This is a genomic window from Chryseolinea lacunae (assembly GCF_016735595.1).
GTDB classification, from domain to species: Bacteria; Bacteroidota; Bacteroidia; order Cytophagales; family Cyclobacteriaceae; genus Chryseolinea; species Chryseolinea lacunae.
The window spans coordinates 634,872-660,571 of record NZ_JAERRB010000002.1 but is presented as its reverse complement, the minus strand read 5'-3'; the positions used below and the strand labels follow the sequence as shown (position 1 = coordinate 660,571).

21 protein-coding genes are annotated in these 25,700 nt (G+C 51.3%); 4 read left to right on the top strand and 17 right to left on the bottom strand.

The annotated features are described in order from the left end of the window. Window positions 1-88: 88 nt before the first annotated feature. Together JI741_RS08435 and JI741_RS08430 are read right to left on the bottom strand one after the other, a co-directional pair. A complete protein-coding gene (locus JI741_RS08435) occupies window positions 89-1,669 on the bottom strand; it encodes a RagB/SusD family nutrient uptake outer membrane protein (RefSeq protein ID WP_202008603.1) in 1,581 nt (526 codons plus the stop codon). A gap of 22 nt (window positions 1,670-1,691) precedes the next feature. Beyond that, window positions 1,692-4,781, bottom strand: coding sequence for a SusC/RagA family TonB-linked outer membrane protein (locus JI741_RS08430; RefSeq protein WP_202008602.1), 3,090 nt, complete (start codon window positions 4,779-4,781; stop codon window positions 1,692-1,694). Window positions 4,782-4,978: 197 nt separating this feature from the next. On the opposite strand from JI741_RS08430, the gene JI741_RS08425 reads away from it, so the two are divergent. Next, entirely contained in the window at window positions 4,979-6,082 is a 1,104-nt protein-coding gene (locus tag JI741_RS08425; RefSeq protein ID WP_202008601.1) for an acyltransferase family protein, read from the top strand. Between the two features lie 639 nt (window positions 6,083-6,721). Here the strand turns inward: JI741_RS08425 and JI741_RS08420 are convergent. From JI741_RS08420 to gldA, 8 genes are all read right to left on the bottom strand, one after another. Next, on the bottom strand, window positions 6,722-7,231 hold the full coding sequence (locus JI741_RS08420; protein WP_202008600.1) for a metallophosphoesterase family protein: 510 nt from the start codon (window positions 7,229-7,231) through the stop codon (window positions 6,722-6,724). 158 nt (window positions 7,232-7,389) lie between these two features. Next, complete coding sequence (locus JI741_RS08415; protein ID WP_202008599.1) at window positions 7,390-7,851, bottom strand: hypothetical protein; 462 nt, start codon at window positions 7,849-7,851, stop codon at window positions 7,390-7,392. Between the two features lie 62 nt (window positions 7,852-7,913). Then, entirely contained in the window at window positions 7,914-8,390 is a 477-nt protein-coding gene (locus JI741_RS08410) for a hypothetical protein (RefSeq protein ID WP_202008598.1), read from the bottom strand. Between the two features lie 26 nt (window positions 8,391-8,416). Then, a complete protein-coding gene (dnaN, locus tag JI741_RS08405) occupies window positions 8,417-9,541 on the bottom strand; it encodes a DNA polymerase III subunit beta (protein WP_202008597.1) in 1,125 nt (374 codons plus the stop codon). A 100-nt stretch (window positions 9,542-9,641) separates the two neighbouring features. Beyond that, entirely contained in the window at window positions 9,642-10,571 is a 930-nt protein-coding gene (locus JI741_RS08400; protein ID WP_202008596.1) for a DUF4340 domain-containing protein, read from the bottom strand. A gap of 1 nt (window position 10,572) precedes the next feature. Next, the gene (gene gldG, locus JI741_RS08395) at window positions 10,573-12,258 is read right to left on the bottom strand and encodes a gliding motility-associated ABC transporter substrate-binding protein GldG (RefSeq protein ID WP_202008595.1); all 1,686 of its coding nucleotides are present in this window, start codon (window positions 12,256-12,258) and stop codon (window positions 10,573-10,575) included. Next, window positions 12,252-12,980 (bottom strand): gliding motility-associated ABC transporter permease subunit GldF, encoded by a 729-nt coding sequence (gene gldF / locus JI741_RS08390; RefSeq protein ID WP_202008594.1) that lies wholly within the window; start codon window positions 12,978-12,980, stop codon window positions 12,252-12,254. Before gldF ends, gldG begins: the two co-directional genes overlap by 7 nt. Before the next feature lie 31 nt (window positions 12,981-13,011). Then, complete coding sequence (gene gldA, locus JI741_RS08385) at window positions 13,012-13,959, bottom strand: gliding motility-associated ABC transporter ATP-binding subunit GldA (protein ID WP_202008593.1); 948 nt, start codon at window positions 13,957-13,959, stop codon at window positions 13,012-13,014. Between the two features lie 398 nt (window positions 13,960-14,357). On the opposite strand from gldA, the gene JI741_RS08380 reads away from it, so the two are divergent. Then, window positions 14,358-15,806, top strand: a complete 1,449-nt coding sequence (locus JI741_RS08380) for a TlpA family protein disulfide reductase (RefSeq protein WP_202008592.1) — start codon at window positions 14,358-14,360, stop codon at window positions 15,804-15,806. A 190-nt stretch (window positions 15,807-15,996) separates the two neighbouring features. Then, window positions 15,997-16,467, top strand: coding sequence for a hypothetical protein (locus tag JI741_RS08375; RefSeq protein WP_202008591.1), 471 nt, complete (start codon window positions 15,997-15,999; stop codon window positions 16,465-16,467). A gap of 167 nt (window positions 16,468-16,634) precedes the next feature. Here the strand turns inward: JI741_RS08375 and JI741_RS08370 are convergent, their stop codons facing one another. From JI741_RS08370 to JI741_RS08340, 7 genes are all read right to left on the bottom strand, one after another. Further along, window positions 16,635-17,210, bottom strand: coding sequence for a hypothetical protein (locus JI741_RS08370; RefSeq protein WP_202008590.1), 576 nt, complete (start codon window positions 17,208-17,210; stop codon window positions 16,635-16,637). A 258-nt stretch (window positions 17,211-17,468) separates the two neighbouring features. Beyond that, window positions 17,469-19,190 carry an OmpL47-type beta-barrel domain-containing protein gene (locus JI741_RS08365; protein WP_202008589.1) on the bottom strand — a complete coding sequence of 574 codons (1,722 nt, stop codon included), beginning with the start codon at window positions 19,188-19,190 and terminating at the stop codon, window positions 17,469-17,471. Between the two features lie 951 nt (window positions 19,191-20,141). Next, window positions 20,142-20,693 carry an REP-associated tyrosine transposase gene (locus JI741_RS08360; RefSeq protein ID WP_202008588.1) on the bottom strand — a complete coding sequence of 184 codons (552 nt, stop codon included), beginning with the start codon at window positions 20,691-20,693 and terminating at the stop codon, window positions 20,142-20,144. 155 nt (window positions 20,694-20,848) lie between these two features. After that, window positions 20,849-21,052 (bottom strand): exodeoxyribonuclease VII small subunit, encoded by a 204-nt coding sequence (gene xseB / locus JI741_RS08355; RefSeq protein WP_202008587.1) that lies wholly within the window; start codon window positions 21,050-21,052, stop codon window positions 20,849-20,851. Beyond that, window positions 21,049-22,455: an exodeoxyribonuclease VII large subunit gene (gene xseA / locus JI741_RS08350; protein ID WP_202008586.1), complete on the bottom strand. Its 1,407-nt coding sequence runs from the start codon at window positions 22,453-22,455 to the stop codon at window positions 21,049-21,051. The genes xseB and xseA overlap by 4 nt, the downstream gene beginning before the upstream one ends. A 220-nt stretch (window positions 22,456-22,675) precedes the next feature. Then, entirely contained in the window at window positions 22,676-23,326 is a 651-nt protein-coding gene (locus tag JI741_RS08345) for a hypothetical protein (protein ID WP_202008585.1), read from the bottom strand. A 98-nt stretch (window positions 23,327-23,424) separates the two neighbouring features. Beyond that, window positions 23,425-24,399, bottom strand: a complete 975-nt coding sequence (locus tag JI741_RS08340) for a polyprenyl synthetase family protein (protein ID WP_202008584.1) — start codon at window positions 24,397-24,399, stop codon at window positions 23,425-23,427. Between the two features lie 201 nt (window positions 24,400-24,600). Between JI741_RS08340 and corA the strand changes: the two genes are divergently transcribed. Then, a complete protein-coding gene (gene corA, locus JI741_RS08335) occupies window positions 24,601-25,614 on the top strand; it encodes a magnesium/cobalt transporter CorA (protein WP_202008583.1) in 1,014 nt (337 codons plus the stop codon). The last annotated feature ends 86 nt before the right edge of the window (window positions 25,615-25,700 follow it).

Genomic DNA, 25,700 nt, shown 5'->3' with positions numbered 1-25,700 from the left:
GTAAAATAATAGATTGCGATGAAAATAAACAGCGAAGGGTTCTGCCCTTCGCTGTTTTTCTAATTAACCAAATAGACACCGAAAGAATCTAGTAGTCTTTGTTTTGTTTGATTTCGCCTGCCGTTCCTTTTGTGCGATCCACTTCACTTTGCGGGAAGGGATATACTTCATATTTAGCATTCCAGTCGGCCGGGAACAGCGTAGGGCCCAGGCCCCAACGCACCAGGTCAAACCATCGGTGCGCCTCAAAACACAGCTCCACACGTTTCTCGTGTTGCAGGTCGGCAAGAGTGGCCAGGCCGGGTAGGTCATCAAGGCCCGCGCGATCGCGAATGTCGTTGATCTGGTCTGTGGCTTCGGCAGCACGGCCGCTCGCCAGTAGGGCTTCGGCATAGAGCAGCTTCAGTTCAGCAAAGCGGAAGATGCGTTCGTTGTTGAAGTTACCCTGGTTATTTCCGGAGAAGTCGCCACCCACCGAGTTGCGCTTGCCCGAATACTTCTTCACGTTATAGCCCGTCGACGACCATTCCGGATCATAGGGCAACGATTCCACCGCGCTGTTCCAGATGTAGTAGGTGTCGCCGGCCTGATAGATAAACGAATTCAAACGCTCGTCGCCAGCTTCAAAAGCATCCACCAGATTTTGTGTGGGTGTCCAATAGCCTAGCTTGCCACCCGGTGCCGATTCTGCGGCGCTGTTGTTGGCAGCATCCCAGAACCACGAACGGCCTGTGCCCTGCGAAGCTTTGAACGCTTCGGAGTGCGTGTCGTCAAACACCCAGATGTTGTCGTCGGAGTGTGGTCCGCCATATTGAATTTCGAAAATCGATTCCTTGTTGTTTTCGTTGTCGAACGCAAACACGTCTTCCAGATCTTTCTCGGGGTTGTCCGTGTCGATCAGTCCATACTTTCCGGCAGCGCCCACACCATTGTCGATCACAGCTTCAAAGGCTGTGATGGCCGCGAGCATGTCGGCAGGTTGGCCTTTCCAGACATTCACTTTGCCGATGTAGGCCATCGCGGCCCACTTGGTGGCGCGGCCTGTGTTTTCAGGTGCCCACGTGGCCGGCAGTTTCGTGAACGCATCGTTAAAGTCAGCCAGAATCTGTGTGTACAGTTGCTCCTTGGTGGCATTCGGCACCGACAGTTTGGAAAGGTCTTTGAACGTTTCCATCACCAACGGTGGCGTGCCCCAGAGCTTCAAGGCTTCGAAGTGAAAGTATGCCCGGAGAAATTTCGCTTCGCCGTCATAGAGACTTTTCTCTGCGTCGCTCAGTTCATTCTCCATAGCCAGATGTTCCAGCACGGTGTTGGCGCGATAAATGCCTTCATAGATCTGCGTATAGATCGCAGCAAAAGGTTTGTCGCTGGCGCGGAAGTTCAACCGGTCCGCGTCCTTCGAGATGTTGTCGGAGTTTGGTTCGGCGTTCACATCATCCGTTACCACATCAGTGATCTTCCAGTACTCGCCCATCTCACCGAGTGTCTCGGTACTGGTTCCCCAGAAATCCTGAATCGACGAGTAGGCCGCAAACATGGCGGCGTCAAACTCGGGTGCAGTTTTGTAGTAGCTGTCGGCCGTGATTTTATCCAAGGGCACAAGGTCCAGGTTGTTACACGAATTGCAAACGACGAAGGCAACCACTAGCAGCGATATCTTTGTTTTCATAGTCTTCATAACAGGGTTGTCGTTAAAATGTGACTTGCCATCCGAATTGAATAATACGGGGCTGTGGTGAGCTTCCTCCGTCCTGGCCGGTGGCCAATGGCGTTTCGCCTTTCTGGAAGCTTTGTCCGCGTGTCACTTCAGGATCAAATCCCGAATAGTTGGTGAACGTGTAGAGGTTCTGCGCCGCTACGTAAATCCGGAAACGTGTGATCATGCCGCCGGTCCAGTTCTTCAACTGTGTGGCCGGAATAGCATAGCCAAGCTGGATGTTGCGTATGCGCATGAAACTTCCACTCTCGATCCATCGATCAGAGTAGCGCGTGTTCTGGTTGTCGTCCGATTGCGTGAGGCGTGGCATGGAGTTGCTGGTGCCTTCGCCCGACCAATGTCCCAGTACCGACCGGTAGAAGTTGGTGGCACTCTTCTCGTCTTCGGCGGCAGCTCGGGCCTGGTTATATACCTTTTGTCCACTCACACCTTGCAGCAGCAACGTGAAGTCAAAATTCATGAAGCGTGCCGAGGCATTGATACCGTAGAAGAATTTCGGAATGTAGCTTCCCAGATTTGTACGATCTTCCGAGTCCACACGGCCATCGCCGTTAACATCCACAAAACGAATATCGCCGGGCTGACGGTCTGCTGAGTTCACATCCGGAACCGCGGCATCGATCTCTGCCTGGTTTTGGAAAATACCATCGGTTTTGTAGCCATAGAAGCTACCGATGGCTTCGCCCACTTTTGTTCTGTGTGTGGATGCACCGCCCACACCCGTGATGATCTCGGGAATGCTACCCAGATCCAGCACTTCGTTGTGCACCGTGGTCACGTTTCCACCAACGGAGTATTTCACTTGTCCAGCCTGTCCGTTGTAGTTCGCCGAAAGCTCGATGCCCCGGTTCACCATCTTGCCGACGTTCGCATCGATGGGCAAAAAGAATCCCGACGTGTTGGCCGGCGGCAATCCCAACAGAATGCCTTTCGATGTTTTGTTGTAGTAGTCAAACGTGATATCAACCTTACCACTCAGCAGGGCGATGTCTGCTCCAATATCAAACTGTTCGCCCGTTTCCCATTTCACATTCTGGTTTGCCAGTGTGATGGGCGCTACACCGCGCACGGGCACTTGCGCGCCGGTGCCGACAACATAGAATATAGTTGTGGCCAGGGTTTGGAGATACGGGAATGTTGTAGTGGAAAATTGGTTACCGGTTTGTCCCCAGCCCGCACGCAACTTCACATCGTCAACCACATTGCCTTTGGGGAAGAAAGACTCCTGGCTGATGCGCCATCCTGCCGAGAATGAGGGAAAGGCCTGCGACCGGTTGTTTTTCGAAAAACGAGAGGAGTAGTCTTTGCGCACGTTGAATGTGAACAAATACTTGTCGTTGAAGGCATAGTTGATCCGTCCGAGGTATCCCCGCAACGCCCACTGATCGGCTTCGTTGGCACCGGCCACCTGTGTTCCGGTAGAAGCAAACTTGATGTCAGGACTAAAGAGGTTGCTGCCTTGCAAACGCACTTTGTCGTAGCGGAAATTTGTTTCTTCATGCCCCGCCAGCAAGGTGATGTTGTGCTTGCCGAAAGTCTTTATGTAGGTGAGTGTCTGGTTAAAGTTGGTCGTCATTTCTATCGGACGTTCCTGCACCAGCAGTGACGACTTCGGAAGACCATTAAATCCCATTGGGCCCTGATAGAAGTTTCCATCGCCCACGTTGTAGTCAATGCCACCGGATATGCGGTACTTCAATCCTTTAATAATCTCAAGTTCGCCATACACACTGGCCATGGCCTTGCGGCTCAACACGGTGGTGTAGCTGTAGTTGGGATCGGTGCGCATCACATAGTTATTGCTTCCGCCGGCCGAGCCGCGATTGGCTACCGTCTCTGCGTTGTAGCCCGAAGGGCCTGCGGGATCATATACTTTAAAGAAAGGTTGATTGAGGGCCGAGTTGAACGCCGCGTAGATGGCGTCTTCCGACTGAATAGAACGATCAACCGAACTCAACAGGATGGACTCGCCAATCTTGATGCGATCGCCAACCTTGATGTCGGAGTTGGCTTTGATCGAGTAGCGTTTAAATCCCTGGCCCAGTTCAAGACCTTGTTGATCCATGTAGCCAACGCCCACAAAATAGTTCGCGTTCGGGTTGCCCCCGCTGATGCCGACGTTGTGGCTCACAACCTTCGAAGTTCTGAACACCTGATCTTGCCAATCGACAGTGGGCTGTCCTGCAAACTGACTGAAGTCGCGCCCCAGTTGTTGCTGGATGTTGATGTACTCTGCTGTGTTGAGCACGTCCAGTTTTTTCCACGGTGTTCCCGCGCCCACATAGCCATCGTAGGTAAGTTGTGCTTTACCATCTTTGCCTCGTTTTGTGGTCACGATAATCACACCATTTGCCGCACGCGATCCATAGATTGCTGCGGCCGATGCATCCTTCAACACATCGATCGACTCGATGTCGGAAGGGTTGATGCCCGCCAGGGGATTTGATTCTGTTGTAGAAGACGTGTTCACGGTGATGTTCGACGTTTGCACGATAGGCACACCGTCTATCACCCACAACGGGGAGTTAACACCGGCCGTGCCTACACCGCGGATACGCACATCGATGGGCGCACCGGGATCGCCGCTTCGGTTTGTGATTTGCACACCGGCCACGCGGCCTCCCAGCAATTGGTCAGGGCTGGTGATGGGTTTCGAACCAATGTCGATGTCGGATGCGCGCAACGAACCTACCGCACCGGTGAGGTCCACTTTGCGTTGCGTTCCATAACCAACCACCACCACTTCTTCGAGGGCCTTTGTGTCGGGACCCAAGGTTGGATTGATGGTAGTTTGATTGCCAACCGGCACTTCCAACGTCTGGAAACCGATGAAGCTGAAAACGAGCACCGCATCATTGCCGGGCACCGAAAGCGAATACTTTCCATCGGCGTCGGTGCTCGTGCCTGTCGAGCTTCCTTTAATAACTACGTTTACTCCAGGAAGGAGATCTCCTGTGTCGGCGTCGGTCACCTTTCCCGAGATGGTCCGCTCTTGCGCATGCGCAAGCGACACCATTCCAAGAAATAGCAACCACAGCCACTTTTGAAGGGTAAAAGGTTTCATTAAAATGTGGGTTAGAGTGATTCAAAATGACGAACTTCTATTTTCGTTAGTAGGAAGTTAGGGAAAGAAAGAGGTAGGAGTCTGATAAACAACGATCTATTTATCCACAAAATGCAACGCAAACGTTTCACCAACCTAAACCGGATTTGTCCTTGCCTCAGGATCTCCTTACCATCGTAATCGTAAAAACACCGGATATGACCTCGCCCCAAACCAACAACCGCCTGCTCTCCCTCGACTTTATGCGCGGCCTCATCATGATCTTACTGGTCCTTGAAAGCACACGCCTCTATGAACATTTGTTCGAAGCTACCGAAGGAACCGTGTTGTCGTACTTCTTTATCCAGTTCTTCCATCATCCCTGGAACGGCCTGCGTTTCTGGGATCTGGTGCAGCCCGGCTTCATGTTCATGGCCGGCACAGCCCTTGCCTACTCCCTTCACCGCCAGCAGGAACAAGGCATGGCGTGGGCCGAGTCATTCACGAAAACACTGAAACGGTCTGCGTGGTTATTTTTCTGGGGCGTTTTAGATTACGCTGTGCGTCCCGACGGCTTGTCGTTCGAACTATGGGATGTGCTCACCCAACTGTCTTTCACCACGCTGGTAGCGTTTCTGGTATTCCGGTGGTCCATGACGTCGCAAGTGGTGTTTAGCGTGGGCTTGCTGGTGCTCACAGAAATACTCTATCGTTTCACAAACATTCCCGGCTTCAGCGAACCCTTCACCGACCAACACAATTTTGGCAACTACATGGACCTGGTGTTGATGAACAAAATAAACGACGGAGGCTGGGTAGCCATCAATTGCCTTCCCACCGCAGCGCACACCATTTGGGGAACCGTGGCCGGCAAACTCTTGCTGTCTGACAAAGTTGAACGCGAAAAATTGAAATGGCTCATTGTTGCCGGCGTGGTGTTTCTTGTTGTCGGCTATGCCATGGATGTCACAATCACCCCCATCATCAAACGCATTGCTACCAGCTCGTTTGTGCTGGCATCGGGTGGGTGGTGTCTGTTGGCCCTTGCGTTGTTCTATTGGTGGATCGACATTAAAAAACATCGAAACAACTTGCAGTTTTTCACGGTGGTGGGCATGAACTCGCTCTTCATTTATCTCTTCATCGAGATTGTTGCTGCGCGTTGGTTCAATGGTTACATCAGTGCTATTACCAATGGGCTCATGCAATTTCTCAGCGTGCCGCTGTTGCTTATGGGCATTGTTACTTCACTTGTGTTGTTTGCTTTGGACTGGGGTTTGTGTTACTTTCTTTATAAGAAGAAGATTTTCTTTAAGGTGTAGGGGCTTCGATTTTGTATTGAACGTGTTGTGAGATAGAAGGTAGAGTAGGGTGCTTCTTTTTGCATTTCATATCCCCGCTCCCGGGCCGCGGTGGCCCCGCATGTCTCCATCAGGGCTAGACCCTACCCGCACGTGCCATTGCCAGACCTAAGGTAGGCTCAGGCCCTGATGGAGACATGCTGGAGAATGGTGTGGGAGCGTGACCTGTGTGTGCTTTTTGTGACGAGCTCTTGTAGGTTTGCTTGACGATTTTTCTGTTTGCCCGGTCAGCGTTTCTGTTTTTTAATCCAAAAGGATTCTTCAGTGGCTCTTTAACTATTGCATTCCATTTCATGTGGCACTTGGTTGTTATTGTTTCTTGCCTTGTTACAAAATGGGTGATGCGGCCCTGCTATTTTAACTTATGTTGTTTCATACTACGAAGAACTCACAAACACAAACCCCACACCCACACCTCTCTCCAGCATGTTCCTATCAGGGCCTGATACGATCTTTGGCCTGGCAATGGCACGTGCGGATCGGATCTAGCCCTGATGGGAACATGCGGGGCCTCCGCGGCCCGGGAGCGGGGCTATAAAATGCCCAATGAAATATTTGACAACCGTAGCTATCCCACCAACCGTTCAGAAAAAGACTTTATTACTCAGCAATAACTCCCCGCTTACCCAATTCAATCACCTCCATATTCATAATCTTCCCTGCAGCAATCTCAAATCGCACAATCGTCTTCACCAAATGAAACCCATGTTGCCCGGCAGCACCAGGATTGACATAGAGCATGTTGTTGAATTTAGCATCGCGCTTAATGCGCAAAATATGTGAGTGCCCACAAATGAAAAGATCGGGGGCTTGCTGCTGCAAAAACTTCTTGACACGTGGGTTGTAGTTGGGTGGCACGCCACCAATATGCGTCATCCATATTTTCACACCTTCAATGGTGAGCCGCATGTCTTCCGGATAGGAAGTCTGAATCACTTTGTCGTCGATATTGCCAAACACCGCGCGCACAGGTTTGAACGCAGAGAGCTGGTCGAGCACGGCATGATCGCCGATGTCTCCTGCGTGCCATATCTCATGACAGTCTTTAAAATAATCAAAGACCTTTGGATCAAGGTAGCTGTGGGTATCCGACAGAAGTCCGATTTTCATTTGCTAAAAATACACAGCCCGAAGCCATCGGCCAGAGGTATCAAAGTTTTTTTACTGTGTGTTGAAAAGTTCGTACGCGACGAAACATTCGATGATGAAGGACACATCACCTTGCTCAAACCGTATTAAAGATTGACTACATAAGAACCCGTGAGTCTCTAGAAGTGATAGCTCACCGAAATACCATTGCCCTTAAAATTCAAAGCGGCCTGCTTCTCCATAAAGCGATTGTATTTCTTCGCTCCCTTGGTCCACAGAATAACTCCGGGAATGGTAAGGCCACCACCGGCCACCATCATCAACAGGCCAAGCGCAGCTTTGGGATCGCCTTCTTCCACCGTGCCGTTGTTTGTCGACGTGTAGGTATAATATTTTTCGTCGGCGCTGCTAAACACCGCGATGCCGCCTACCAGCAAAGCACCACCGGCAATGGTCATAAACCGTCCTGCATTGCGCATGCGAAGGCCCGGGGGAGTTGTCACTTCATAGACAACCTTGGTTGGCTGCACAACGATGGGGCTAACCACAGTGGACTTCTCTTGTTTCAGGGAAGCATAGATCTGAGCTTGGGTACACAGGGTTATGCATACCAGGGCGAACACCAAAATGAAACGTTTCATACTTGTTTTGATAGAATTGGTTAGAGGTGAAACATAACGGGCATCACCCGAACGGAGGGTTCTTAAAAGTGATAGCTCAACGAAAGGCCGTTGCCGGTCACGTTGATGGAGGTTTGTTGCTCTTTGTAGCGGTTGTATTTCTTCGCGCCTTTGGTCCACAGAATGATGCCGGGCACCGTGAGGCCAATGCCGCCAATAACACCCAGCACACCCACTGCCTCCTGCATTTCGCCGTCGGTATAGTAGGTGCCGTTGCTGTTTTGATAGGTCTGTCCGGAGTTGGGATCGGCCGTGCCGGCAATCACGAGGCCGCCGATAATCATGGCGCTGCCACAGAGGGTCATGATTGTTCCGGCTGTGCGCATGCGTTGCCCCGGCGGACGGCTCACCTGATAGAGTGGCCGCATGGCTGTGGGTTTCATCAACACCACGGGACTTATCATTCCGGTTTCGCCAGCACCCAGAGAACGGGCCGACAGCGACTGCGCATGTGACGCTACATAAAAACACAACAGGGCAATTGCAGCCGCGTATTTCATGCGAAGTCTACCGTTAAAGGATTTTGTTATACGTATTGATTCAGCATCACCGGCATCACCAGCATGAGAATGTCTTCGGCTTCATCTTTTTCGGCAGGCAGAATCACACCAGCTTTGTTCGGTGCCGACATGGTGAGCTTGATTTTATCGGAGTCCATGTTGGTGAGCATCTCGATGAGGAACTTCGCGTTGAAGCCGATCTCGATGTCTTCGCCATCGTGCTCGCACGAAAGGCGTTCGTTGGCTTCGTTGGAGAAATCCAGATCTTCGGCGGAGATTTGAAGCTCACTGCCGGTTATTTTCAAACGCACCTGGTGGGTGGTTTTGTTTGCGTAGATCGAGATACGTTTCAGGGCTCCCAACAAATCGCTGCGCTCGATGGTCATCTTGATGTTGTTCACCGCGGGGATCACGTTGTCGTAGTCCGGGAAACGTTCGTCGATGAGGCGACAGATCATTTTGATGTTGCCAAACTTGAAGTAAGCGTTCGACATGTTGAAGTTGAGGCTCACGTCTGTATTTTCAGAAGGCAGTGTGGCTTTCAGCAAGTTCAGGGCTTTGCGGGGGATGATGATGGAGTTTCCGTTCTCCGATTTCACATCCGATCTTCTGTAGCGCACCAGGCGGTGACCGTCTGTGGCCACAAAGGTGGTGTTCTTGTCGCCCAGGTTCACATACACACCCGTCATGGCCGGACGCAACTCGTCGTTGCTGGTGGCGAAGATGGTGTTGTTGATGGCGCGCGACAACACTTCGGTCGAAATTTCGGCCGTGAAGTCGTTCGATACCGAAGGCACTTTGGGGAAGTCGGTGGCGTTTTCGCCTGAAAGTTTATAGCGACCGTTGTCCGAAATGATTTCGACGCTGTAGGTCGACTCATCGATAGAGAACGTTACGGGTTGCTCGGGAAGGTTTTTGAGGGTATCCAGCAAGATGCGGGCGGGCACGGCAATGCTGCCTCTCTCTTTGGATTCTACCTGAAGTTCGGTGATCATGGACGTCTGAAGATCGGAAGCGGTCACCGTGAGGCCACCTTTTTCCAGTTCGAAAAGGAAATTTTCGAGTATCGGCACCACAGGATTGGTGGTGATCACACCATTAATGTTGGAGAGTTGCTTAAGCAAGTAAGCAGAGTTAACGATGAACTTCATTCGTGAAAAAGTGGTTGGTTTTTTAAGCGGGGGTAAAGTTAGAAAGAAAACCGAATAATAAAACCGCCCTTTCTCGTCAAAAAACCTCTTTACGCCCCGTTCATTTCCCGAAGAAATTTTTGGGCCGCAAGATGGGAACTACCTTGCCCTCAGCCAGTAATGCCCACTGCTGGCCGCCAATCAAACCCCGGAACGGCTGTCGTGGCGCCGTGGGCGCAAACAATTGCAAAACGAACTCGCGCTGCCCGATGTCTTTCACCCGCACGGTCATGATGGGCGCCGTTTTCGAAAGGCTGTCCAGCACAGGTGTGGTGGCAACAAACTCGTCGGCGGTCAAAAGCGAAACGTCGTCGAGGTAGTCGTTCAGCTTTGTGGTGTCGGCTTGCGACAGACCCTGGATGCTGAAAAAACGATCCTGCAAGGCCACCGCAAAATTATCGGCCGGCCGCGCCGGAAACTCCGCCTCCAGCCGCATGAAGTTGCGCCAGTTGAAGCCAAACACAAACTTGTCGCGCCACCCGCTCTCGGGCAACTCGAAAATGCCAGCCACATACACCCTGTATCCGGGGATGGTCACCAGATAAGGTTCTCCACCTGCTTTGCTAAAATACGTCTGACTCTTCTCCTGAAGACCGCCGCAATAAAAGGTCTCCACGGGTTTTCCGGCCGCCGACAGCGAAACCTTCACACCGCGTTCCTGCAACAACCGGCTCACCGAATCGCGCAACGTGGCCGCCACAGGACGTTTTGGTTCGGCTTGCAGCAACGTGGCCAGCAACACTTCCACCATGTTGCGGTCGGCATCAAAGTGTTCGTTCACCTTCCAGCGGCTGCCGTTGTAGTGCAACGTCACCGTGCCGCGCCTCGACTCCAGCACCACCTGGTCAACCGTCTTCAGGTCGTAGGCTTTGAAAAGATTTTTGTCAACTTCAAACGAATGCTCCTCCCGCGTCAGCCACACAGCCGCCATGGTGGCGAGCAACAGCACCACCAGCAACACGAGCAACCGCTTATTCTTTTTTTCCTGCATACTAGAACCGGGCAAATTTTTTCTTTCTCCAATAGGCGCGCGCCACACCATAGCCTATCAGCAACAGCAACGGCACCGCCAGGTTCAACACCTGCCACCGCGTGCGCTCGGCCACAACCTTTGTCTTGTCGAGCGGGCGAATGGTGACGCGCTTGTTGCGCGCTTGTATCAGTCCGTTTTCCTGTGTGAGGTAGGCCAACGCATTCAACAGAAAATCGCGGTTTGCAAATGTCTGGTTGGTGAAGGGGTCAAACCCCAGTGGCTGCAACTGGCGCGTGCGCGGATGAATTTCGTTGCGGGCTATGTCGCCGTCGGCAATCACAATCAATTGTGTCCACACGCCGTCTTCGCGAAAGTCTTTCGCGTCCACACCTTCGGGGGTGAAACGGTTTTTGAACAGCGACGAAAACTTGCCTTCCAGCAAATAGCCCACGGCAATGTTGCCTTGTACAAAATCTTCGGGCCGCACGTTTTTGCGCAGCTCATTCACACTCACCTTCACGGGCGCAGTGAACGTGCGCGAATAGGGCGACGTGGTGACCAGTGCCGTCTTGCGAATGCCGGGAGCCTTCACGGTGTCGATGCTGTTCACAAACTTGAGGGCCACCGCGTCGAGGTTGCGTGTGATGGGGTGCGTCGCATAACGATTCAGCAACGGAAAGAACGGCCACTCCATCAACTTCACCTGCGGCTTCCCATCTACCTGACCGGTGATGACGGGATACAAACCACACGTGCGATCCAACACCAGGTCGGGATTGATGCGCACGCCATATTTAAAAAGCTGGTCGTCGAGATCGAGATTGTAGGGCAACGCAAAGTAATTTTCCTGCGAAGCACTGTCCATCGCGGCATTCAAACGGTCCACGAGAAACATCACTTTGCCGCCGCGCATAATGTATTGATCCAGCGCATATTTATCGGAAGGCGAAAAAGTCTGTGTCGGCTTCACAATCATCAGCACGTCCACATCCTGAAGCGTCGCCGGTGTGCCGAGGTTCACCTTCTTCACATCATAGGCTTCGGTCAGATCGCGTTTCAAACTCGCTACGTGCACGGAGTCCAATTCGCCATGCCCCGTCACAAAGCCCACGCTCTTGCGCGCGTCGTTTGTCAGTTCATAGATGGCGCTGGCCACTTCATACTCAATGCCTTCTATCGACTGGTTAATTTCTTCTTCGGGTGTTCCGGCCTTGTTGCCCTTCAGCAACATCACGCCTTTTTCGCGACCGCCATACGAAATGATCACCCCGGGAAAAATGATCTTCTCCACCCGCTCGCCATTCTTGTTGTCGATCACGTTGGTGGGTTGAATGCCGCGCGCGGCCAGCTCGGCCATAAATTCGGACCGGGCTTTTTCGCTGAGGGCAACACCGGGGTCGGTGACCTTGTATTTTATTTTGTTGTTCGAATAGATCCTGAATTCTTCCAGCGTTTCCTGGATGGCCTTCTGAAAGCGTGAGAACCCCGCATTCAAATCGCCCGTGAGAAACACTTCCACATACACTTCGTCTTCCAGCGCGTTCAGAATTTCTTTTGTCTGTGGCTTAATGCTGTAGCGCTTCTCTTCCGTGAGGTCGATGCGAAAAAAATAGTGCGACACCAGCACGTTGATCAGCACCAGCGCCACCGCTCCATTCAGGAACATCAACACATCGCCCAGCTTGCGGCTATCCCACTTCACCATTGTCTGCTCCCCAGGATTAGTTTCGTGATCGACAACGTGAGAAAGATCACGCTGAGAAAATACACCACATCGCGCGTATCGATCAGCCCACGGCTCATCGACTCATAGTGATAGAGCAATCCCAGTTGCTTCACCTGCAAGGCATTGGCCGACCAAAAACTAAGCGACGCCATTGAATCAAAGCCCGAAAACAGCAGGAAGCACAGAAACGCCGCCACAATAAACGCCACAATCTGGTTGGGCGTGATGCACGACGCAAACACCCCCACGGCACAAAACACCGCCGCCAGCAACGCCAGCCCTACATACGAGCCCATCACACCGGCCGTGTCAACATTGCCCACGGGGTTGCCGAGGCTATAGATGGAATAATAATAGACCACGGTGGGAATGAGCGCAAACAACACCAGCAGCAGGCTGGCCAGGAACTTACCCGTCAGCACATCCCAATCGGTGAGCGGCTTGGTGAACAACAGCTCCAGCGTGCCCGCCTTTTTTTCTTCCGCAAAGCTGCGCATGGTGATGGCCGGCACCAGGAAAATAAACACATAGGGACCCACCGAGAACAACGTCTCCATGTCGGCATAGCCATAGTCCAGCACCGACGTTTCGGGAAACACCCACACCAGCAACCCCATGCTCAGCAAGAACACACCAATCACCACATAGGCGATGAGCGAGTTGAGGAAGCTGTTAAATTCTTTGGAAAGTACCTGAAGCATACCGCTTTTGATCGTGGCGCAAAAATAGATTTTATTTTGTTACCCCCGACGCATCGGGGCTGACGGGCGCGGCCGTCAGTTCACGGAAGATGTTCTCCAGCGAGCTCTCCTCCTGCTTCAACCCGATGAGCGACAAATTATTGTCGGCAGCAAACCGGAATATTTCCGGCCGCAGGTCGGCGATGCCGTCGGTGGTGATCCTGAACCGGAAGCCCTCCACCACGGCCACCTGCTGCACACCCTTCAGGGCGCCCAGTTGTGCGGCCGTCACGTTGCCTTCAAACTCGGCCAGCAGCGTTTGCCCGTTGCCTTGCTGGCGCAGCAGCGCGTCGAGGCTGTTGTCGGCCACAATCTCTCCTTTGTTGATCACCACCACCCGGTCGCACAGGGCCTGCACTTCCTGCATGATGTGGGTCGAAAAAATCACCGTCTTGTTGCGGCTAATGTCTTTGATCAGCTTCCGGATCTCGGCCAGCTGGTTGGGGTCAAGCCCCGAGGTGGGCTCATCCAAAATCAACACACGCGGGTCGTGAATCAGCGCCTGTGCCAGGCCCACACGCTGTCGATAGCCCTTCGAAAGCGCCTCGATGCGCTTGTTCTGCTCCAACCCAAGCCCGCAAAGCTCAATGATCTCGCCCGTGCGCTGCTTCAGCGTGTTGCCACTGAGGCCGTAGAGGCTGCCGATAAACTGAAGGTATTCGTGCACATACAAATCGAGATACAGCGGATTGTGTTCGGGCAAGTAGCCGGTGATCTGCTTCACTTTCATGGGCTGCTCCATCACATCAAAGCCACCCACCACCACGCGCCCCGCCGTGGGCGGCAAATAGCCTGTGGCAATCTTCATGGTCGACGACTTGCCGGCACCGTTCGGCCCCAGAAACCCCACAATCTCCCCTTCCCGAACCGTGAACGAAATGTTGTTGATGGCTTTCTGTTCGCCGTAAATTTTGGTGAGTTGGTGTATGGCCAGAGACATGGTGAACGTTTAAAATGGGCAAGCCGCTTTTCGAACGCCAAGTTTAGAGCTTTGTCGCCGCAAACGCGAAAGTTTAAAGCCGAATCTTTACTTTTTCACGTTCAAAAGTTCCATTCAAAGATCACTTGGACACGTTGAGCAGAAGGTCGGGCGTTCCGCCAGCTGGCGGACTATCCGCTCCAAGTCCTCGCCCCACCCACACCCCACCCGGCTGTGGGCTTTCCGCTTCTACCCCTGGCCGGGTAGCGACCAAAAATACTCGTCCGCCCCCGTTGGCGGTCTCCCGCCGCCAACGCTGTTAAAAAGTTGTTAACGTGTTTACAAACGTTCACCCCAGCGAATGAATGCGTTGAATGGTATCCATAAATTATTGAAATTTGACCCCGAAACACAGAACTATGCGCATACTCGTTTTCATAAGCTTCCTCCTGTTGTCCACCACGGCGTGTCTGGCACAGGGCGGCTACAACATCAGGTTCCAGATCGCAGGCCTCAAAGACACCACCATCTACTTGGGCAACTACTTCGGCGAAAGCACCTACCTGAAAGACACCGCCAAAGTGAACAGCAAGGGCGAGTTCGTGTTCGAAGGCAAAAAGAAACTCGAACGTGGCGTCTACTTCCTGGTCCTCAACAAAATTAAAATTTTCGAACTGGCCGTCGGCAAAGACCAGCAATTCTCCATGGTCACCAAAACCGACGACTATGTGAAAAACATGCAGGTGACGGGCGACATCGACAACAAAGTGTTTTTCGAAAACATGATCTTCAACATGGAGCGCCACTTCGAAGCCGAACCGTTCCTGAAAGTGATCCAGGACAGTACACTCGCCGAAGACAAAAAGAAAGGTGCCCGCGAAAGCTTCAACAAAGTGAACGACAAAGTGGTGGCCTATCAAACCGACGTCATCGCCAAATATCCCGGCACCATCACCGCCACCGTGCTCAAAGCCAGCCAGGTCATTAAAGTGCCCGACGCCCCCAAGAAAGCCAACGGCACCACCGACTCCACATTCCAGCTCAAATGGTATCGCCAACACTTCTTCGACAACTTCGACCTTGCCGACAGCGCCCTGCTTCGCATGCCCCGGCCGCTGTATCGCGACAAAGTGTATGAATACGTCGACAAGCTTTATGCGCCGCAGGCCGACTCCATCTCCAAAGCCATTCCTGCTATGGTCGACAAAGCCAAACGCAACAAGGAAACCTACAAATACATCACCTTTATCCTCCTCATGAAATACCAGCAACCCGAAATCATGGGCCTCGACGAAGTATATGTGAACGTGTTTGACAAATATTACGCTACCGGCGAAATGGACTTCTGGCTCAACGACAAGATGAAGAAGAACCTGAAGGAACACGCCGACCGTCTGCGCAAAAGCCTCGTGGGCAAAACCGCACCCAACCTCATCATGCAGGACAGCAACCTCAAGCCCAGGTCCATGTATGACATCAAAAACAAATACACCATCCTCTTCATCTTCGATCCCGACTGCGGGCATTGCCGTGAAGAAACGCCCAAGCTGGTGTCGTTCTATAATCGCAAGAAATTCGATGTGGAAGTCTTTGCCGTGAGCGCCGACACCTCCATGGCCAAGATGCGCGACTACATCAAGGAAATGAAAACGCCGTGGATCACCGTGAACGGCCCCCGCACCTATGTGGGCCCCTATGGCGACCTCTACGACGCACTCACCACGCCGTCGCTATACGTAATCGACAACAAGAAAAAGATTATCGGCAAAAAAGTGCCGGCCGAAAAGCTCGATGAGTTCCTGGAACAATATGAACGCTTCCAGAAATTCAAAGCCGAAAAAGCGAAGACTGCTGCCACCAAATCGTAGCTTCACGAAAGCGGTCACCGTTTTGTACAAAATCGTACAGTAGCACGTGTTTTCAGAGGAGACAGGGCCGATTCTAACGCAAAAACCGGCTTTTGTAACATTTTTGCAGAATTATCAGTCTAATATGCAACTATTCACCCATCGGTGAGTATCTAGTATATAGCATACCGAAACTTAACGCACATTGATTATGGCTTTCCTGGATAAACTTCTCGGCAAAAAGAAAAAGACGACACTAAAGGCGAAGTGTCCCATCACCAAAGAACCCATCGAAGAGGGCTTTGGCTTCATGCTCACAACGGCCCAGGTAGTAGCATCCAAAAAATACTGGGACATGGTGATGACCGAACCCGAAACAATGTCCTACACCGTGTCGCACTTCAAGAACCAAAGCAGCGGCACCCAGATGCGCAACATGATCTTCGAAAAATACAGCAGCGTAGAAAAACCCTGGATGATCTCCGACTCCTGCATCAACCTTTTCGAACAAGTAGACAAAACATCGGCACGCGAAAACGCCAAAAAGTGGTGGGCCAACGAAGGCAACTACAACCCCGAAAACTCCGGCCCCGCCACCGCCGCCCTCGACGCCCAGACATTCAAAGATCTTAAAGACTATGCCGTGCTCGAAGCCGGCCGGTCGCGAATAGTTTTACAATAGAGTTTATTAGGTTTAGGTTTAGGTAGAAGGGCCGTCTTGCAGACGGCCTTTTTATTTTTGTCACCTTCGCACTTACCCGCTTCACCCCGTCTCACAATGCCATGCGTCCGGCGTTGCCTAAACATCACAAACATTCCAAGTGCCAGCCTACAACAGAAGCGGGGTTGTTACACATACTTTTGCACATCGGCCGTTAGTGTGTCGAACAATTTCTGAATCACGGCCATCTCTTTCAGCGTCTTATGTTCGTTGGCAATGGTGATAAAATCGCTGAGCCTGTTCAGGCTTTTCTGCAACGATTCAATTCCTTGAAATATGGCATCGTCTGTATTGACAACCGGTGTGGTTCTGATGAGCCGGTCGTGCGCAAGCTTGTCGAGCTCCTCAACGATCTCGCCAATAACGCCTTCAACGGTGGTCATCTTTCCATGGAACAGCGCGAGTCCAATCAGGTCCAATTGCGAGGTCACAAAATTCCGAAACGGGGCATACGACTTCAGGTGCTCCTGGTACCCCGGGTTGTCACGATGTTTAAGTTCAAGGCCAACCGTCATGTAGTTCAGCAAGTATGGTGCATGTTCCTTATGGTGCAGGGCAATGATTGACAGCATGCCGCGCAACAGGGCGGAGTCTACGCCAAGTTCATCCACAATCCTTTTCAGTCCCTCTGCCGGGTCGTCGGTCAGGTATCCCGCGTAGCGATCAACCAGACTCATCAGTTCATCAAAATCCGAGCTTTCCATATTTTGTAGTTTTAAATTTATCCATCGGCCTGCGCTCAACATTCCACTAAGAGATGCCAACACCCGCGTGTGACATTTCCTTCATGGGCGAAACTGTATGTTCCATAAAGTTTCTTGTGTGCCAATTTCCGGCAGCACACTGAAACAGAATTGCAGTGGGACAGCCATTGCCTGTTTTTTTCTCAACGCCCTCCGTCTACGGCCATAAAAAAACCACAGCAAGCCTTCGCCTGCTGTGGTCGTAACTTTTGTTGGTGACTATTCAATCGCAAACACAATCGTTTTGGTCGTCATGTTGCCCAGCATGTCCACTGCCTTGATAAGGATGCTGTAGTTCGCGGCCGGCAGGTTTTTGATGGGTGCCGTGTAGGCGTTCAGTCTTCCGCCGTTTATGGCGTATTGAATGCTTTGCGTGCCCACGTTTTTGTCTGTGGCCGCCAGATAGAGCTGCACTTCTTTCGGATAGATGGTATACGATTGATCTTTCAACACCTTTGTGCCGATGTTGTCCACACCAAACACTTCGATAATCTCCGGCGCCGCGTTGTCGAGGAAAATGGTTTGACTGGCCGCCGTGGCGTTGTTCACCTGGTCCGACGACGTGATGGACAATTTTCGCAACCCGTCGCCTGCCAGCGAAAAATCTTCCGTGAAGGCAATGCTGCCGGTGTTGTCGATCTCGTAGCTAAGTTTTTTCACACCCGATTGTCCGGGTCCGTCGTCCACACTGGTGATGTTTATTTTGCTAATGGAACGCATAAACAACGTGTCGTTCCGCATCAGTTTGGGACCAATGGCATGGTAGCTGATGCGTGGTGTTTTCACATCCACAATGTAGTTCAGCACTTCCACCTTGCTGACGTTCTCCACCTTGTCGTCGGCCGAATAGTAGAGTTTGTGGAACCCTGGTTTCTGATCGGCCTTCAGCGACGATGCATATTCGTTTTTGGCCACGAGGTTGTCGAACGCATAATAGATCTTGTTCACACCAGCCTTGTTGTCGGTGGCACTCAGCGAAAAACTTGAGCGGTCCGAAACATAGTTCACGCCAGAAGGATTGGTATAGAAGTCGACGTCAACGGCGTAGTCCACAGCGGGTGCTTCCACGTCGAGGAAGAAGTCGTAGGTGTGTTGAGGCTCTATGTTCTTCACACGGTCGACCGCCTGGTAGGAAAGCGTGTTTTCATTGGGCCGTTGTCCCGTGAGGTCGAGCAGGTTCAAATACAGTTGTGAGGCATCTTTGTTGAAACCATAGAGCACATTGGCAACGCCGCTACCGCCATCCGTTCCCTTCAGTTCGATCTTTGTTTTGCGCGACACCACATTGCCCACGTGCGGGCCGATAAGCGTCAACGCCGACTCGGGCGCCGTGCGATCAATAATAAAGTCCGACTTGTTCCGTGCCGCGTCCTTGTCTTCGGCGTTGCCCACATGGTCAACAGAATAGAACTTTATATTCACCGGCCCGTCGGCTGACAACGGAAAAGGTTCCTGGTAGGCCTGAAACCCCGACCCTGTGTTGAAGTAGGTCGACTCGACACCCGACACAGCATCCTGCGCCAGCAACTGCACCTTCAGGTCGCCACTGTAATACACCTGCCCACCCGAAACAAATTTCCCACTCGACAGATACTTTGCACCCGTCACCGGCGGCAACCCGTCGGCCATCACCGGCCACATCACTTCGCGCTCGGGCAACAACGTTTTTCCCGTAACCGAATCGGTAGCCCACCGCGTACGAATCCAGTTGATGCCTTCAGTGTCGAAGTGATACACGCGCACGTGATTCACATTCTCTTCTTTCAACACTACACCCTTGGTGGGATCGGTGGTTGGCGAAAGGATGACGTATACCGGAAGCTTTTTATTCCAGTACAGCGTGCCATCGGGCGCCGTATAGTTTTTGGGTTCGGGGTTGGTCTGCGCCGCCGACAAACCGACCATTGTGGTGCACAGCATAAGAATTAAAATACTCCTCATAAAAGTTTGGTTTGGTTTTAGGTAAATCCATCACCTCACCGGCATCTTCCGGCGAGAGAATAATGCAAAAGAACATCCTGCCACTGCAATGGCTTTGCAGTGGGATTTTTGTGAGAAGAATGTTTTGCTGTGAGCAGGATTGTGCGTTGCGCGCCGCCATTCAGCCGCGTCTAGCCCAATCCGTTAATCGTGTGTTCTTGTCGTTTCGGCTTTTGTAAATGCCGTTGGGGTAGGTTTTGTTTTGTGGCAAGGTGGTGGTTGCTTTAAAAGCAACAGAAAAAAAATTTACATTTTTTCTGTTGATTGTTGGCTGAATGTCCCCTATTCAAGGCTTAGGTCTATCTTCAGCCTATCCATTTCAATACTAAATTCATTATGGCTAAATGGTCCACTGACGGAGGATTGAATGATACTATCGCAGCTAACCTTGCTACAATCAGCATCCTCGACATTAAAATTTTTACTAATAAGCCAATAGTTGTCTTTCTTCTCCGCTATTCGATGCGTTTTTACTATCACCCATTCATCGTTCGATTTAGCCGTCTCAACATATTCAGCATATTTTCCATCACCATCATAGTGCCTCGCATAAGTAGGAACAACATAAATACCTCCGTAACATGTTTCCAAACCTCCGCCAGAACAATAAACAATAACCCGATCTTCTTTCCTGTCCCCATCTAATAAGGAGAGATTATTTTCCTAATGGATGGTCTCCCCATATTTCTTTCCACCAAATGCAGGAAGTAAGAAAGGGGGCCAAGAAAAACATCCAATATATAAAAACGAGCTTCTTGATCTTCATTGCGATATGTTTGGCAGGCGCTAATAGACGCCAGTGTTAATACGTTTCAAGGGATAGAATCACTGTTCGGAACCATAAAATTTTTCATAGTCGTCCAAAGTCTTCAGTGCTGAGCGAGCAAGATGGAAATTCCGTCTGCACAAAAGTTAAATCAACATAACATCCAACAATTTCTCCGGCAGTCCTGCATAGTTTATCGCGCTGCTATACAAATAGTGTTCTGGCGAGAGTACGATGCCGGCCTTCACTGGGTTGTTGTGAATATAATCCAATCGTTGGTCGAGCATGTGGTTGGTGCTTAGCTCCACGGCGTGGCTTCCTTGTTGCCAAAACTGGATGTTCTCGTTGTTAGGGTTGTATTTTCCTGCTTTGCGAAACAGCCAAAGAAACAATTCTCTTCGACTCTCCTGGGGATTATTTTCGATGGCCTCTACAATCCTTTTTGCCGTAAACTTCTTCAGGTCGCGAATGATGTGTTCAAGGGCCATCGTCCCGTTTCGCCCCATAATGAAATGGGCATGATTTGTCATGATGCAGTATGCCCATATTTCAAGACCTTTTGCTTTTTGGCAGTAGCGTATGCTGTCAAGGAGAATGTCTTTGTAGACTGTGCGTGTAAAGACATCGAGCCATTGAATAACCGTGAAGGTTACAAAATAGAGTTTGTCTTGGTTTCGAATTTTGTATTTGCGGCTCATGTTAACGGGGTTGGCGGGAATAATATAGAGACGCTGGCGCGAGTTTGCAACTCGTGCCTTACTTGTACAAAGTCTCCGACTTTGTCTGCCAAGTCGGAGACTTGGCAATTTGTAGGCACGAGTTGCAAACTCGCGCCAGTTTCTTGGAAATTCGTTTACTCCTCCCCTTCCAGATCTCTCAATATTTGATTCACGTTTTCTTCCGTCGTCGTCAGCTTTGTTTTGCAGATGCGGATCAATTCGGTGGCGCGCTTCACTTTGTCCGATAGTTCGTCTACGGAAATTTCGCCGCTTTCAATTTCGGTGACGATGGTCTGGAGCTCTTCGAAGGCTTTTGTATAGTTGGTTTGGTCGCTCATGGTTTTTTTTGGGGGAATGTTGTTTGGGTTATGGTGCTGGTCACTTCGCCTTCGGCCAGGCGCGTCACCACGGTGTCGCCGGGGTTTAGGGTCGTGCTGTCTTTCACGGCCTTGCCGTCTTTGAGGGTGATGGTGAAGCCGCGTTTCAGGATGTTGATGGGGTCGAGCACGCTCACGTGTTTTTCGATCTGGCGCAGGGCGATGTGGCGGGTTTGAAGGTGATTGGTGGCCTGGCGCTGCAGTGCTGCGGCCAGCGTGTCGATGGTGTTGGCGTTGTCGCGCACCACGTCGGTTGCATTTCGTTTCAGGGTGGTGAGCATGAAATCGAAGGTCTGCTCTTGTTGCTTCAGAAGAAAGCGCGATTGCTGCACGAGACTCTTCGACTGGTTTTCTACGTCGTGACGGCTGCGTTGCAGGCGGTTGTGGGTGACGGAGAGAAAATATTTTATGGCTCCATTCAGGCGCAGGCGTTCGTCGCGCACGAGGCGTTGGGCGCGGTCTACGATCAGCTCTTCTGCCCGGAGCACGGGCGTTTCAAAATTGCGGAAGGCATGAATCAGGAAGTCGGCGAGTTCGGTTGGTGTGATGGCGTTGCGATGGGCCACCATCTCCGTTACGGTTTCGTTGGTGGAGTGGCCTATGCCGGTGAGCACGGGAATGGGGAACAGGGCGATCTCGCGAGCCAGTTCATAGTTGTTGAACGACGACAGGCCCACGTCGCCACCGCCCCCGCGGATGATGGCCACCACATCGAAGTGGTGCAGCACCTTGCGGATGCGACGAAGCTGGTGAATGATGGACGCCACCGACTTCTCGCCCTGCAGCAGCGACGGGAAGAGGTAGTTAAAAAACTTGTAGCGCCAGGGGTTGTCTTCCATGATCTTGAGGTAGTCGGCGTAGCCTTTGCTGGTTTCGACCGAGATGATGGCCACGCGTTGGGGCAGCACAGGAAACGGCAGGCGTTGGTTCAGGTTGAAGATGCCTTCGCGGGCCAGCCGTTCGAGGGTTTCCTGCTTTTCGCGTTCCAGTTCGCCCAGCGAAAAGCTGGGGTCTATGTCGAGGATGTTGAGGCTTAGCCCGTGGGTGGGATCGAAGGTGATGGATGCCGAGAAGAGAATCTTGATGCCGTCTTTGAGGGGCTCTTTCAGGATGGAGAGGAAGGCGGCGTTTATGCGGAAGTAGTCGCTTTTCCAGAGGGTGGATTTCATGAGAGCAATCACCTTGCCGTCGCGCTTCTCTACCAGCTCGGGATAGCAATGGCCCGAGTGCGAATAGTGGTTGAGCTTGTTCATTTCGGCCTTCACCCAAAACACACTTTTGTAGCGTTCGGCAATCGTCTTCTGAATGCTTTGGGCCACCTCCAGCAGGGAAAATACTTGTTTGTCGCGAATGGTTTCCGCCATGTGTTTGTGGATTCTGAATGGGCATAGCCCTGTGTAAAGGTATTCAGATATTCGAAAATCGGGAATAGTAAAGATGCTTTGCTGCTGTGATTGTGGGGGCTGTGGGTATTGACAAAAAACGCATAGTCCTCCGCCAGTTGGCGGAGACACTAAGCTACGACGTCGAAGGTATTCAGATATTCGAAATCGGCATTAGTAGGCGATGAATTGAATTCCGTTTTCACATTGTCGATGAAATAAATGACCTCAATTCGACTTTGGTCATCTGATAGTCATTTTCAAGAAAGAAGAGATGGTTAGACAGGGCTACGTAGCCAATGATGTCGTCGTATGTTTTGGTCTTGTAAAATCTAGAAGGCATAAAAAATCTCGGAAACATCAGATACGTTAGTCCATATGGAATAATCAAAATAAAAACAACAGCCCCGACCTTAACTATTCCATACAACACCAACAGGAATTCGGCTCTAAGTATTAATAAGACAACAATCAATATCGCCGGGATCAGTATCAGAAGGGTTTGAAAACATAAGCTAAAGGTAGATAGCATTGGACTTGGAAACTCCAGTCCAACTTCCGATTCAACTTTATTGATGTTCTCCATGACGTACGGGGAAAACAATTCCTCAACTGGTGTATCAGTGTGGATATCCTCGATTGAATGTTGCTTGAGAAAAAAATATCGCACCCGTAGATCGACCACTTTGCCAAGAAACTTAATAAAGACGCGACGATTCTTTGTGAAGACTGAAATGACTTCATCTATCCAGTCATCTTCAGTCTTGATTTTACTGAAGTCAAATGTATCCTCCGTCAATCCCATGAAAGAACAGAATGCTTTCATTCTTTCTTTTAGAAGCAGTTCATCCATAACGTATTTTTAGTCATACCCATTCGACGTCCGACATAGTCTCCGTGTCGGAACTATATTGCATCACACCCCTGCTGTGCCTGGCACAACAGGGGTGTTTAGTTGTTCCGGTCGATTGTGAATTGCACCAATTGAATGAGCGACGTCTTGTAGGGTGAGTCGGGAAATTCTTCGAGGAGGGCGAGGGCTTCTTTGTGGTAGCGGTCCATCACCGTGTGTGCATAGTCGATGCCGCCCGATTTTTTCACAAAGGCAATCACCTCTTTCACTTTTTTGGGCTTGGCGCTTTCGTTGCGCACGATGCCGATGATTTTGCGTTTGGTGAGCCAGTCTGCTTTGCTGAGGGCGTAGATGAGGGGCAGCGTCATCTTCTTTTCTTTGATGTCGATGCCCAGGGGTTTGCCGATTTCTTCTTCGCCGTAGTCGAACAGGTCGTCTTTGATCTGGAAGGCCATGCCGATGTTTTCGCCAAAGCGGTGCATGCGTTTCACTACGTCTTCGCTGGCGCCCGAAGAGCTGGCGCCCACGGCACAGCAGGAGGCAATAAGCGATGCCGTTTTCTGGCGAATGATGTCGTAGTAGATTTCTTCGTTGATGTCGAGGCGGCGCGATTTTTCCATTTGCAGCAGCTCGCCTTCGCTCATTTCGCGCACGGCTTCGGTGACAATGCTCAGCAGGTTGAATTCCTTGTTTTCGAGCGAGAGGATGAGGCCGCGTGTGAGCAGGAAGTCGCCCACCAGCACTGCGATCTTGTTTTTCCAAAGGGCGTTTACCGAGAAGAAACCGCGGCGATAGTTGGCTTCGTCTACCACGTCGTCGTGCACCAGGCTGGCCGTGTGCAGCAGTTCGATGAGGGAGGCGCCGCGAAACGTTGATTCGCCAATTTTGCCACACACGCCTGCGCTCAGAAACACAAACATAGGGCGCATCTGCTTGCCCTTGCGCTTCACGATGTAGCTCATGATCTTGTCGAGCAGCAACACCCGCGTTTTCATCGAGGCCCGGAATTTTGGTTCGAATTCTTCCATCTCGCGGGCGATGGGAACTTTTATATCATCCAGGCGTAAAGGCATGCGCCGCAATAATACGCATTGATTTTAATGTGTTGAAGCATTTTGGGGTTTTAAGTATCAACCCGCCTGCAGACGGCGACTTCTGTGCGAAAACGAAAGCCCACAACCCTGTGGCCGTTGCCAATATTTGCTAATTTTAGAACCTTGAACCGCGGGTTGTGTTATGCGCACGAGCGGTTCAACCCAAACCAGCACCCTCATATGATAAAGCGAAGCGAGGAGATCAAGCCTGCCATGCCGGGAGTTATCCTGGAATTGATCACCTATAACCGTGAAAAATACAACAAGTTCGAGAGCTCAGACCCCGACGAGCTCATCACCCGCCTGCAACCCGACCAGGTGAACTGGGTGAACCTCGACGGCCTCAACAACAGCGACATCATCGAAAAGCTGCAAGCCCACTTCTGCCTCCACCCCTTGTTGGTCGACGACGTGCTGGCCGACCAGCGCCCCAAGGCCGAAGAGTATGACGACTACCTGTTTGTGACCCTCAAGATGCTCTACCGCATCGAAGGCACCTCTATCGACTATGAGCAGGTGAGCTTTGTGCTGGGATCGAACTACCTGCTCACCTTCCAGGAGAAAGAAGGCGACCTGTTTGAAGGTTTTCGCGAACGCATCCGCCAGGACCTTGGCAAGGTGCGCAAGAAACACGCCGACTACCTGCTCTACCGCCTCATCGACATCATCGTCGACAACTACTATGCCGTGCTGGACCGCATCGGCGACATCATCGACGACATTGAAGAGACCGTGTATGAGAACCCTACCAACGAAACGTTCTACAAAATACAGGCACTAAAAAAAGAACTGATCTACCTGCGCAAGGCACTCTATCCGTTGCGCGATGCACTGAGCAAGCTGGTGAAGGGCGAGTCTGATTTTGTGCGCGAAGAAAACCTGCGCTATTTCTCTGATGTGTATGACCACGTGTCGCACATCATCGATTCGATGGATACCTTCAAGGACCTCACCTCAAGCCTCATGGACATTCACATCAACGCCATGAACACCAAGATGAACGAAGTGATGAAAGTGCTGACGGTGATCTCCACCATCTTCATGCCCCTCACGTTTATCGTAGGGGTCTATGGCATGAACTTCAAGTTTATGCCCGAGCTCGACTGGCAGTATGGCTACTTCCTGGTGTGGGGCATTATGGGCGCCATCTTTGTGACCATGATGATCTATTTCAAGAAGAAGAAATGGTTCTAGCTGGTAATTAGTCTTGAGTCTTGAGTATTTAGTCCTGAGTCTTTGGATCTGAATTTTATACTAAGGACTATGGACTCAATACTATG